Consider the following 11,985-nt stretch of genomic DNA (forward strand, 5'->3'; position numbering starts at 1 on the left):
CCCGAGCCGTAGTACGGAGGAACCCCTAGGGGTGCTCCACCCTCGGGCGGAGGCCTTCTCGGGGTCGTCTCCACCCTTCGGCACTCCCAGCCTCCACCCTGCCGTCGCGTCAGGGTCCAGTTCCCGCTGCCGTGGGAAGCTGTCGTACCGGACATAGGTGCATGGGGCACGGGAGGGGATCCGGTGGGGAGTACGACACCCGCGATACGCAACGCCGCCGCCGACGAGCAGGGCACCCGGCGCCGAGGCGCCGTCGTCGCCGCGCTGATGCTGGCGATGGCGCTGGCCGCGCTCGACGCCACCATCGTCTCCACGGCCGTACCGCAGATCGTCGGCGACCTCGGCGGGTTCTCCGTCTTCTCCTGGCTCTTCTCCGGCTATCTGCTCGCCGTGACCGTCACGCTCCCCGTCTACGGCAAGCTGTCCGACACCTTCGGCCGCAAGCCGGTGCTGGTGACGGGCGCGGCCGTGTTCCTGCTGGGCTCACTGCTGTGCGCGGGCGCCTGGAACATGGCGGCGCTGATCGCGTTCCGGATCGTGCAGGGGCTGGGCGGCGGGGCGTTGCAGGGCACCGTGCAGACGCTGGCCGCCGATCTGTACCCGCTGGCGGAGCGCCCGAAGATCCAGTCCAAGCTGTCCACGGTGTGGGCGGTGTCGGCGGTGGCGGGCCCGGGGCTCGGCGGGGTGCTCGCCGCGTACGCCGACTGGCGCTGGATCTTCCTGATCAACCTGCCGATCGGCGCCGCCGCGCTGTGGCTGATCGTCCGTCATCTGCACGAGCCCGAGCGGGAGATGCCGGAAAACGGCGTGCACGCGCGCGTGGACTGGGCGGGCGCGCTCGCGGTGTTCGCGTGCGGCGGGGTGCTGCTGACCGCGCTGGTGCAGGGCGGGGTCGCCTGGCCGTGGCTGTCGGCGCCGTCGCTCACGCTCTTCGGGACCGGCCTGGCACTGGCCGGTGTGGTGGTCGTGGTGGAGCGGCGGGCGGCGCAGCCGATCATCCCCGGGTGGGTGTGGCGGCGCCGCCCGATCGCGGCCGTCAATCTGGCGCTGGGCGCGCTGGGGCTGCTGATGGTGGCGCCCAGCGTGTTCCTGCCGACGTACGCGCAGTCTGTGCTCGGGCTCGCGCCCGTGGCCGCCGGTTTCGTGCTGTCGGTGTGGACGCTCACCTGGCCGGTGTCGGCGGCGCTCAGCCAGCACGTCTACCGGCGCATCGGCTTCCGGGACACCGCGCTGCTCGGCATCGGCCTTGCGGCGCTGATCCTGTGCGCGTTCCCCCTCCTGCCCTACCCCGGCTCGTGGTGGCAGCCGACGCTGCTGATGCTTCTGCTGGGCGCGGCGCTCGGCCTGTTCCAGCTGCCGCTGATCGTCGGGGTGCAGTCGACGGTGGGCTGGTCGGAGCGGGGCACCACGACCGCGTCCGTGCTGTTCTGCCGGCAGACCGGACAGACCCTGGGCGCCTCGCTGTTCGGCGCCGTCGCCAACGGGGTGCTCGCCGCACGGCTGGGCGGGGCGGGCGATCTGGACTCCGTCACGCGCGCGTTGGACGCCGGTACGGCCCCCGGGGCGACCCGGCGCGCGATCGCCGACGCGGTGCACGCGGTGTACCTCGGGGCGGCGGCCGCTGCGGCGCTGGCCTTCCTGGTGCTGCTGCTGGTGGCGCCGCGACGGTTCCCGGTGCGCGACGAGTGAGCGTACGAGAGCCGGGTTAACGCGGGTAACACCCCACGTCGGCCCCCGTCTTCGCGTAGTAAGCGCATACCGACCGGCCAGTTTGGTGAAAACGTCGCGCGGGCCCGGTACGCGCGAGTAGCGTGCGTGGCTCCGCACACCCCCCACCTCCCTGCGGTCCGCCGCCACGGACCCGAGCCACGCAAGGAGCCCCGGGATGTCCTACGACCCGCCGCACCCCTCGTACCACTCGCCCCAGCCGTTCTACGACACGCCCCCACCGTCCTACGACCGGCCCCGATCCCCGTACGACCCTCCCCACCTCACCTACCCCTGGCAGCCCGCTCCCCCGCCGCCACCCGGCCCGGACCGCCGGCCGCCCCGCGAACTCCTCGGCCACCACAGTGACCTGCGGGTGCTGCGCAGCGCCTACCGCTGGCAGCGGCGTACGGCCACGCTCACCGCGCTGGGTTACTTCACGCTGTTCCTGGTGCTGTCCGCGTCGGCGCCCGGCGTGATGACACGCACCGTCGCCGACGGCATCCCCGCCGGACTGCTGCTCGCCCTGATCCAACTCCCCGTCACCTGGCTCGCGATCGCCCTGTACGAGCACACCGCGCGCCGGCACGTCGACCCGCTCGCCGACCGCATCCGCAGGCAGGCCGAACTGGACGCACGCCGAGGAGCGAACCGATGACAGCCGCCGCCGGCAACCCGGCCGTGGGAGGCTTCACCGGGTTCAGCGGCTCGGCCCAGTCCATGTCCCTGATCGCCTTCTCCACCGTCGCCACGGTGACCCTGCTGCTGTGCGTGATGACCGGCCCGGACCGCGACGACCTCGACGAGTTCTACACCGGCTACAGCTCCCTGTCCCCGCTGCGCAACGGCCTCGCCATCGCCGGCGACTACATCTCCGCGGCCACCGTCCTCGGCACCGGCGGAGTGATCGCCCTGTGCGGCTACGACGGACTCGTCCTCGCCCTGAGCACCACGCTGTCGCTGATGCTGCTGATGTTCCTGCTGGCCGAACCGCTGCGCAACGCCGGCCGGTTCACCATGGGCGACGCGCTCGCCCGCCGGCTGCCGGGCCGCTGTGTGCGCATCACGGCCTGCGCGGTGACGATCGCCGCGCTGCTGCCGCTGATGCTGGTCCAGCTCGCCGGAACCGGGCAGCTGATGGCGTTCATCCTGGGCTTCACCGACGCGTCGCTGAAGACCGCCTGCGTCGTCGGGCTGGGCGCCCTGATGATCGCCTATGCGGCGATCGGCGGGATGAAGGGCACCGCGCTCATCCAGATCCTGAAGATCGTGATGCTGGTCGGATCGGGCGCCGTGGTCGCCGTGCTGATCCTGCGCCGCTTCGACTGGGACCCGGGCGCGCTGTTCACCGCGGCCTCGCAACAGAGCGGCGCCGGACCGGCCTTCCTGCACTCGGGCCTGGAGTTCGGCACCTCGGGCACATCCCGCCTCGACATGGTCGCCTCGGAGCTGACCGTGGTGCTCGGCGGCGCCGTCCTGCCGCACATCACCATGCGCATGTACACCGCCTCCAGCGCCCGCCAGGTGCGCCGCTCGATGTCCTGGGCCGTGTCGATCGTCGCGCTGTTCGTGCTGGTCATCACGGTGGTCGGGTTCGGCGCGACGGCGCTGGTCGGCCGTGCCGTGATCGCCGGGGCCGACCCGCAGGGCAACACCGCCTACCTGCTGGGTTCACGGGCGGCGTTCGGCGCGGACGTGTCCACCGCGGACACCTTCCTGTTCACCATGGTGACGACGGCGCTCTTCCTGACCCTGCTCGCCTCGGTCGCCGGGATGATCCTCGCCTGCGCCAACTCCCTCGCCCACGACGTCTTCGCGGCCCGCGTGCAGGAGATGCCGGCCCGGCGCGAGATGGCCCTCGCCCGTGTCTCGGCGCTCGCCATAGGCGTGCCGACGATCCTGCTCGCCACGCTGGTGCAGCACCACAGCCTGCAGCCCCTGGTGACGCTCTCCTTCTGCCTGGGCGCCTCGGCCATAGCGCCGGCCCTGGTGTACGGGCTCTTCTGGCGCCGCTACACCCGCAGCGGACTGCTGGCGACGCTGATCGGGGGCACGCTGACCGTGCTGCTGCTCATGCCGGGCACCAACCTGGTCTCCGGCTCACCGATCTCGGCCTTCCCGCACGCCGACTTCAACTGGTTCCCGTTCACCACCACCGGCATCGTCTCCATCCCGGCCGGCTTCCTCTTCGGCTGGCTCGGCACGCTCGCCTCGGGCCGCGTCAAGGCGGAGCAGCAGCGGCACCAGTACGAGGCCGTGGAGGGATGGATCCTGGCCGGGGCGGTGCGCAAGGGGAGCTGAGCCCGGGGTGCACGACCCGGTGGGTCACTCCAGGGCCGCCCTGCCCTGCAGGGAGATCAGGCTGCTCTGGACGTGGTCCATGTGCGCCCGCACGACGTCCCAGGTGTCGCCGTGCTCGCGCAGCACCTGTTCCGTCTCCAGGGCGATGCGTTCCTCGCGCACGCGCGCGTCGGCGATGATCTCGGCGGCACGCGCGTGTGCCTCCTCCTGGCTGCGGCGGGCGTACTCCTCGGCCTCGCCGAGGGCCCGCTCGGCGGCGGACAGCGCGGTCTCGGCCCGGCTCTCCCGCTCGGCGTGCACGGCGTCCAGCGCGGCGATCCGCCCGGCCTCCTCGCGCTCGGCCTCGGCCCACCGCTCGGCGTGCTCCTTCGACTGCTCGGCGAGCATGACGGTGGTGCGCTGCCGTACCTCACGCAACACGGTGAGCGCCTCCGAGCGCCCTTCCTTCACGTCGCGCCGCGTGCGGACGCGGATGTCGTCGGCCTCGGCGCGCGCGGTGAGGAGCCGCCGGCGGGCGTGTTCGTCGGCTTCCGCGCGGAGCGCGTCCGCCTTCTCCTGCGCCCCCCGGCGGACGCCCTCGGCGTACGCTTCGGCCTGCGCGAGGTGCTGGTGGGCTTCCCGCCGCGTGCGCTCACCGAGGTCGGCCGCCTCCTCCAGAACCAGCTGGTACACGCGCCGTGCGCCCTCCCCGAGCGACTCGTACGTCTGCGGTGCGAGCTGGGCGACGACCTCGCGCATCCGCGCGGCCTCCGCCTCCATGTCCTTGGCGAGCACGGTCAGCCGCGCGGCCCGCTCCCACGCGGCGTCGCGGTCGTGCGACAGCTTCTCCAGGTAGGCGTCGACCTGCTCGGGGCGGTAGCCGCGCCCCCGGACGGTCACGAAGCCGTGCGGCGACATCGATGTGCTGCTCACCCTGGGAACTCCTCTCCACCGGACGTACGCGACAGGATGATTTCCCGCACATCTTGATGGATCGGGCGTAAGTGCTCATAACGCGACACTCCGCAGTCACGTCACGCTCCCCATCCCGCACTTGGGGCTCGGCGTGGCGGCCGGGACCGGCTCCGGCACGTCCTCCTCAAGGGTGACGATCACGCCGCGCACGGGCGCATGCTCCGCCGGCGAGTCCAGCGCCGCGACCAGGTAGTACGGCGCAGCCCGGGGGCGGTCGGCGGCCTGGCGGGAAGCGCGCCTGACGGTCGTGCCGGTCGAAGGCCTGTGGGTCTGCGGGGGGCTCGTTCGGGGCGTGGAAACGGACCGTCATCGTGCGGCCCTTCCATGGCGCGTGAGAACGGCGGCGCCCACCCGTTCGGCCGACAGGCACCCCAGCCGGGCCGGCCCGCTCCCGGCCGGGAACAGCCGCCGGCCCTGTCCCAGCACGACCGGGAAGGTCAGCAGCCGGTACTCGTCGGCCAGGCCCTCCTCCGCAAGGCGGCCACGACGGCAAGGCTGCCGGTGACGACCACGTCCCGCCGCTCGGCACGTACGGCGTCCACCACCCCGCCCTTCGGCAGGCGGGAGTTGGTCCATGCGGACACGTCCGGGGTGCCGCGGGAGAAGACCAGCTTCGGTACGGCGTTCATCCGCGCGGCTGGGGGTACCCCCGCTAGCGGGGGAACGTCGTCCCGCCCGGGCCGCAGCCGCGCGAACAGCTCCCAGGTGGTACGGCCCAGTTGCAGAACCCCTTCGTCCAGCACCCGGCCGAGCCGGAACCTTTCCCCGGCGGCCGCCTCCGGGCCGTGCCGGAAGCTTCGCTCGGCTCGATGGCTCACCGGTACCTACCGGCGGCATCGGGCGGACTCATCGCTCCCACCGGAAAAAGCTGCGGGGGTCGCCGTCGGGGCCGTGGCGCCTCAGGAGAGCGGCGGGCGCAGTGGGCGCGAACGCGGCCAGGACGCGCGGGCCGGCGAACACCACGTTCCGGGCGACCCGGCCGCCGGTGACCGTCAGCACCTGCACGGTGTGCAGCGCATGACCGCCGCCGGGCACCGGCGCGTACGCCGCGAGCACCGACTGCCCGTTGGCCGCCACGCGCTCCGCCCGCCGGCCGTGCCACGCAGCGCGAACACCCGCTCCTTGTACCGCCCAAGGTCTTACGCATGCTCCACAGACCTGACGTTCCGCCGGCCCGGCGGTCCGCGCGCGCCTCCACGTCGAACCGCGCCTCGGGGAACGGCTCCAGCCAGGGCACGTCCGGCGCGGGCCTCGGCGGCGCGCCGGGATCACCGGAGGCCGCCCCCGGACCGGACGGACAGGGGGCGGCGCGCACGGCTCTCCAGAGCGTTCAGACAGGCGTTGGTCGCGATGCGGTACAGCCAGGTCCGCAGCGACACGCGCGTGGCCTCGTAGCGGTCCCGCGCCTTCCAGGCCCGCGGCATCGACTCCTGCGTCAGATCCTCGGCCTCGTGGAACGAGCCCAGCATGCGATAGCAGTACGCCACCAGCCCGCCCCGGCACGGCTCGAAGTCCACCGGCCCATCTTGCCCTTCACACGCGCGTGAAGGGCAAGATCCGCTCACCTCCGGCCGGCGGCCCGGCGTCGCCTACAGCAGCCCGTCCCACATCTGCTCCAGCAGCACCGACCACCAGCTCTCCGGCGAACCGAGCGCCGCCGGGTCCAGGGCGGCCAGCTGCGCCTGGAAGTCGACGGTCCAGCGGCCCGCCTGCTCCTGGTTCAGCCCGAACCGCAGGCGCCACATCCGGCCCAGCAGCGCCAGGCAGCGCGCGAACTCCGGCAGCCCGGAGTTCACGAACTGCGGCGGCACCGCAACCCCGCCCGGACCCGCCTCCACCGGCACGGCCACGATGTTCGCCGTGCCGTACTGCACACAGATCGCCTTGCCGAAGTCGGTGCCCATGACCAGGTACGAGCCCGCGTCCGGCGCCGGCTGCACCCCGCGCTCGGCCGCCAGCTCCGCCAGCGTCGGCACCGGCCGGCCCGGCTGGGCCTGCGCCCAGAAGAACGGGCCCATGTCCACCGGCAGACCCGCCACGACCAGCGTGTGCGCGACGATCGGCGGCACACCCTGCCGCGACACCGCCTGCTGCTCGAACCGGAAGACCCCCGGCCCGAACGCCCCCGCCAGCTCCTGCGCGATGCCCTCCGGCGGGACCGGCGGCGCGGCCTGCACCGGCGGCAACGGCGCCCGCACCGGCGCGGGCCGCGCCGGCCCGTCCGCCACCTGGTGCAACTCGCCCTGGTGCGCCAGCAGTTGCTGCATGCCCTGCTGCCGACTCGCGTGATCGGTGCCGTACGGCGCGATGCTCGTGATCCTCGCCTGCGGCCACTGCTCCCGGATCATCCGCGCGCAGTAGGCACCCGGCAGCTCGCACGACTCCAGCTCCGTGTGCAGTTCCAGCACCTGGTCCGCCGGCACGTTCATCGCCCGCAGCTCGTGGAAGATCTGCCACTCCGGATGCGGGGTGCCCGGTGCCGAACGCCGGATCAACTGCTGCTCCGAACCGTCCTGCGCGCGATAGCGCAGCACGGCCTGATAGCCGGGACCCACCGTCGGCTGCCCCTGCTGCGGATATCCGTACGCCGACGGCTGCCCGGGCGCGCCCGGAGGCATCGGCTGCGGGGCACCAGGACCGCCCGGCGGCATGCCGGGGACGCCCGGCGCACCGAGTGCGCCGGGGGCGGGCGGCGGCGGGGGTGCGCCCGGACCGGTCACCGGGGGCGCGGCCAGCACGGTCTCAGCGTGGTGCACGGCCCCGCGCCCACCGCCCGGGGCACCGGGTGTGCCGGGACCGGCAGGGGCGCCCGAGGGCTGCGGTGCGCCGGGCGCGGGAGGCATGCCGGGGGCGCCGGGAGGCTGCGGTGCCCCGGGCGGGTTCGGCATACCCGGGGCGCCCGGACCAACCTGCACGCCCTGCACGCCCGGCATGCCCGGAACACCCGGGACGCCCGGCGGCTGTGGCACGCCCCCGCCCAGCTGGCTGGGGTCGGCCAGGACCGTGGCCGCGTGATGCACGTTGCCCGGAGGCGCGGCAGGCGGATTGGGGGCGCCCGGAGCATTCGGCGCGCCCGGAGCCTGCGCCCCGTCCGCACCACCGGAACCCGTCGGCGCACCGGCACCCCCCGGACCCCCGGGCCCCTCCGGCCCGAGCGCCGACACCAGCTGGGTCGGCACATACCCACCCGCAGGCGCACCCGGTGCGGGAGGCGGCGGAGCGCTGCCCGGGCGCGCGCCCGGCGTACCAGGGACACCCGGCGGCGGAGGCGGCGCACCCACACCACCGCGTGCCTTCTTCGGCGGCGGCGCGGCCTTGCTCGTCGCGGCATCCGCGATGTCCCCGGCGTTCGGCGCGAGCCGCCGCGCCGAGGCACCGGTGTCGCCCGGAGGCTGCGGCGCACCCGCCCCATCCGGCGCCGGCGCCTGCGGGTAGCCGTAACCCGGAGCACCCTGCGGAGCACCGGGCCCCTGCGGATAGCCGTAGGTCGGCGCGCCCGAGGGCGGCGGCGGAGGCGTGCTGCCCTGCGGAGCGCCAGGCCCCTGCGGGTACGCGGGTACGCCCGGCGGAGGCGTGCCGGCGACCACGGGCGGCTGCGGGTAGCCGTACGGCGGCGTACCGGGCGGCGGTGGAGGCGTGCTGCCCTGCGGAGCGCCCGGCACACCAGGCACGCCCGGCGCATACGCAGTCCCGGGCGCCCCCGGCACACCTCCAGGGGTGGACGGGCCACCCGGCGCGCCCGGCGGGAAGCCCTGCGCGCCCGGCGCGTTCGAAGCATCGAGCGCCGGCGCGACCGCCGTCGGCGGCAGCTGGCTGCCCCCCGACATCAGCGCCGTCTTCGCATCCGGCACACTCGCCGGCGGCCGCACAGCCTCGTCGTCGGAGTCGCTCAACGGCGGCGCGAACACCGTCGCGGGCAGCGGCACCGAACGGTCGTCCCCACCGGCGTCCGCGTTCGTGTCCGTACCGGCCCAGGGCGTGGCCCCCACCGGCACCCCGGCCGAAGGCGCGGACGTAGGAGCAGGCGCCCCGGGCACACCAGGCGCGCCCGGCACACCGGAGACACCCTGCGGCGCGACACCGGACCCAGCGCCCCCGGACGCCCCCGCCGGCACCCCGGCCTGCGTCTGCGCCGGCCCCGCCCCACCGGACGAAGCCCCACCATCGACACCGGAACCGGCCCCGGCTCCGGCCACACCAAGGCCCGCACCGGAACCGGCTCCGGCCCCCGAACCGTCCTCGCCCCCCGGCCGCCGCTCCCCGATGCCCAGCTTGTCCGCCGCCTCCTGCAACCACTCCGGAGGAGTCAGCAGGAACGACGTCTGATTCAGATCCACCCGCGCCGCAGCCGGCGCCGGCACCGCGTCCTGCGGCTCCTCCGCACGGCCGTACTCCTCCTCGAACCGGCGGATCACCTCACCCACCGGCAACCCCGGCCACAGCGTCGCCTCCCCGCTGTCCCGGGCGATCACCAGCCGCTGCGCACCCGCATCAGAACGCGGACCCTCCGCCCGGTCCTCACCCCACACCACGAAACCCAGCTCGAACTCCCGCACCCGCACCTCACGATGCAGGTACGCGGGCACGTCACCGTTGATCCACTCCTCGGCGCGCTCCTGCGCCTGCGCGTACGTCACCATCGCCTGAAGCTCACTCCCCCACCGGGCCGGAAGACGCCGGGACGACACGCGCGAAACCGCCGTCCACCATCAGATTCGCCACCGTCTCCAACTCCGGCGGACTGCCCGCCAGCCCCGACAGAAACACGTCGAAATCATCACCGCAGGGCAGCAGCAGACGCTCCACCCGCTCCGCCGGCGACCACGACGGATCCACATCGCGCACATCGTCGTACGCGCAGAACCACACCGAACCGGGCCGCTCGCCCCTCACCTTCACCGCGAGCAACCCGCCCTGCACGAACGCCACCCCGAGGTAATCCTTCGTCAGATGGTCGCGCAGACACTTGTTCACGTACACCAGGTCATTGACCGCCGCCTCCTCACGCACCGTGAAGAACGGCTGATCCAGCAGCAGACCCAACGCGGCGTCCAACGCCGTACCCACCGGCGCACAACCGCCCGCCGCCTTCAGGAACGAGCGATACGCGCCCGGAAGCCGGTAGCCGAGATCCTCCTCGACCCCCTGCACCTGCCCCTCCGACACCGCCACACCCGACTTCGGCAGCCCGAAATGCGCCGGCCGCGTCTCCTGCAACGGCCGCGTCCCCCGCTTGCCGTGGTCCACCGACGCCGTCGCCACACCACCGTGATGCCGCAGCAACGCCTTCACCTCGACCGGAACCAGCTCCAGCCGCCGCGTCCCGGCCACGTGATGCCACGTCCAGCCGTGCGGTGTCGCCACATCCGGCACCGTGTCCCACAACTCGTGCCCCGCCGCCGCCAACGCCGCGTTCGCCGACACATAGTCCGTCAGCCGCAACTCGTCGACCCCGAAACCCTCCGGCGGCTCGGCGATCTCCACCGCCACACGCGCGTACGGAGCAAAATCCGGGTAACCACGCTCATCGACCCGTACCCCTCTCGGGTGACGCGCCGCCCGGACCGGATCCGGAAAGTGCACGACCTGCCCGGCATAGGCCGCGTTCGGCGGCGCGGCTTGCTGCCCGAGCCGACCTGTCGTCATGGCGGTAGCCCCCTGCGGCGTTCTCTCTGGCCTCAAATCGGCGGTGTCGATCGCGGATGCCGACAGCCTATGCGGTACGCGAACCCCGGTCACCGGCCCACCACACCCCCGGGGAAACCACCCCTGCGCTCACCCCCGGCACCACCCTCCACCTCCGTGACCAGGCGTCACCCCACCGTGACGACCAGCCCCGACACGGGCGTGTCGCACCGCCCCAGCTTCCGCACCGGCCACGGCATTTGGCACCCTGTGTCCTTCGGGGGAAGCCGGGGACCGCCCGGGGAGGGGAAAAACGATCATGAACAGCTTGCGAACCGGAGGTACCGACGTGCGGGCCGGCGACCCACGCATCGGCTGGAGCGGCACCGACACACCCCCCGCCCCCACCCTCCACCACCGCCGCGACGGCATCCTGCCCACCGTCGCCGCCGCCCTCTCCGTCCGCGGCACCACCCTCACCGGCACCGCCGCCCGCAGCGACCAGCCACCCACCCTGCACCCCCTCGTCCAGGACTTCCTCGACACCCTCACCAGCAGCCAACGCGACCGCTTCACCGGCCGCTGCGCCGAAACCATCCTCATCTCCCGGCACCTCACCGCCGCCGACGCCACCCGCAGCAAACGCGCCGCCCGCAAACCCATGACCAACGGCGAAGCCCGCAAAGCCCTCAAACAAGCCAAACTCACCGCCCGCCGCATACGCGAGGACGGCGACCCCCTCCACGGCAGCTTCGCCACCCCCTGCCGCGCCTGCACCGCCCTCAGCGCCCACTTCGGCGTCCGCATCGTCGACCCCACCGCAACCGACGACTGACAACCCCCGTCAACACCAGTGACACCGCAACACCAGCGAGCTCGACGAGAACGAAGGGCAGATGCACCCCGACCGCACCTCCACCACCCGCTTCCCCGTACTCGTCGACGCCGCCCTGCGCGCCGCCGGCTGGCAACCCGGACGCTGGGACATAAAACAGGCAGAAATCTGGGCCGACACCCTGCGTGAGCACACCTCACCCGCCGGACACCGGCACACCGTCTTCCCCGCCGCCGTCGAAGCCTGGGCCGAATTCGGCGGCCTCACCATCACCCCCAGCGGCCCCGGCCGCCAGATCGCCCCCGCCACCCTCCACCTCGACCCCCTCCACGGCCTCCACCACGCCCGCACCCTCGGCGACCTCGGCCGCGCCCTCGGCACCGAACTCTGCCCCCTCGGCACCGAGACCGACACCGCCGCCGTCCTCGCCATCGACGCCGAAGGCCGCGTCTACACCCTCGACCACACCGGCGACTGGTACGCCGGCCCCGACATCGACCACGCCCTCACCACCCTCATCACCGGCATCGAACCCGTACGACTCACCGCGGGCTGACACACCG

Annotated in this window: 12 protein-coding genes; 5 read left to right on the top strand and 7 right to left on the bottom strand. The window is 73.6% G+C overall.

The annotated features are described in order from the left end of the window. Nucleotides 1-183: 183 nt before the first annotated feature. From SRB17_RS29030 to SRB17_RS29040, 3 genes are all read left to right on the top strand, one after another. Entirely contained in the window at nucleotides 184-1,689 is a 1,506-nt protein-coding gene (locus SRB17_RS29030) for an MFS transporter (protein ID WP_323376384.1), read from the top strand. A 196-nt stretch (nucleotides 1,690-1,885) separates the two neighbouring features. Next, nucleotides 1,886-2,365, top strand: a complete 480-nt coding sequence (locus SRB17_RS29035) for a DUF485 domain-containing protein (RefSeq protein ID WP_153543138.1) — start codon at nucleotides 1,886-1,888, stop codon at nucleotides 2,363-2,365. Beyond that, nucleotides 2,362-4,008, top strand: coding sequence for a cation acetate symporter (locus tag SRB17_RS29040; RefSeq protein WP_153543139.1), 1,647 nt, complete (start codon nucleotides 2,362-2,364; stop codon nucleotides 4,006-4,008). The genes SRB17_RS29035 and SRB17_RS29040 overlap by 4 nt, the downstream gene beginning before the upstream one ends. 24 nt (nucleotides 4,009-4,032) lie before the next feature. Here SRB17_RS29040 and SRB17_RS29045 read toward each other — a convergent pair whose 3' ends face one another. The 7 genes from SRB17_RS29045 to SRB17_RS29065 form a co-directional block, all read right to left on the bottom strand. Then, nucleotides 4,033-4,920: a DivIVA domain-containing protein gene (locus SRB17_RS29045; RefSeq protein ID WP_323376385.1), complete on the bottom strand. Its 888-nt coding sequence runs from the start codon at nucleotides 4,918-4,920 to the stop codon at nucleotides 4,033-4,035. A gap of 348 nt (nucleotides 4,921-5,268) precedes the next feature. Beyond that, complete coding sequence (locus SRB17_RS48165) at nucleotides 5,269-5,388, bottom strand: hypothetical protein (protein ID WP_323376386.1); 120 nt, start codon at nucleotides 5,386-5,388, stop codon at nucleotides 5,269-5,271. 11 nt (nucleotides 5,389-5,399) lie between these two features. Then, entirely contained in the window at nucleotides 5,400-5,780 is a 381-nt protein-coding gene (locus SRB17_RS48170) for a hypothetical protein (protein WP_323376387.1), read from the bottom strand. A 28-nt stretch (nucleotides 5,781-5,808) separates the two neighbouring features. Continuing rightward, nucleotides 5,809-6,039 (bottom strand): hypothetical protein, encoded by a 231-nt coding sequence (locus SRB17_RS46705; RefSeq protein WP_228396399.1) that lies wholly within the window; start codon nucleotides 6,037-6,039, stop codon nucleotides 5,809-5,811. Between the two features lie 191 nt (nucleotides 6,040-6,230). Continuing rightward, a complete protein-coding gene (locus SRB17_RS46710; RefSeq protein ID WP_323376388.1) occupies nucleotides 6,231-6,479 on the bottom strand; it encodes a sigma-70 family RNA polymerase sigma factor in 249 nt (82 codons plus the stop codon). 72 nt (nucleotides 6,480-6,551) lie between these two features. Further along, nucleotides 6,552-9,602, bottom strand: a complete 3,051-nt coding sequence (locus tag SRB17_RS29060) for an SUKH-4 family immunity protein (RefSeq protein ID WP_153543140.1) — start codon at nucleotides 9,600-9,602, stop codon at nucleotides 6,552-6,554. A gap of 10 nt (nucleotides 9,603-9,612) precedes the next feature. Then, a complete protein-coding gene (locus SRB17_RS29065) occupies nucleotides 9,613-10,608 on the bottom strand; it encodes an SMI1/KNR4 family protein (protein ID WP_153543141.1) in 996 nt (331 codons plus the stop codon). A gap of 298 nt (nucleotides 10,609-10,906) precedes the next feature. Here SRB17_RS29065 and SRB17_RS29070 point away from each other — a divergent pair, with 298 nt between their 5' ends. Beyond that, on the top strand, nucleotides 10,907-11,422 hold the full coding sequence (locus tag SRB17_RS29070) for a YwqJ-related putative deaminase (protein WP_153543142.1): 516 nt from the start codon (nucleotides 10,907-10,909) through the stop codon (nucleotides 11,420-11,422). Between the two features lie 61 nt (nucleotides 11,423-11,483). Then, nucleotides 11,484-11,978 carry an SUKH-3 domain-containing protein gene (locus SRB17_RS29075; protein WP_153543143.1) on the top strand — a complete coding sequence of 165 codons (495 nt, stop codon included), beginning with the start codon at nucleotides 11,484-11,486 and terminating at the stop codon, nucleotides 11,976-11,978. Nucleotides 11,979-11,985 lie beyond the last annotated feature (7 nt).

It is taken from the genome of Streptomyces sp. RB17 (assembly GCF_009604455.1).
GTDB lineage: Bacteria > Actinomycetota > Actinomycetes > Streptomycetales > Streptomycetaceae > Streptomyces.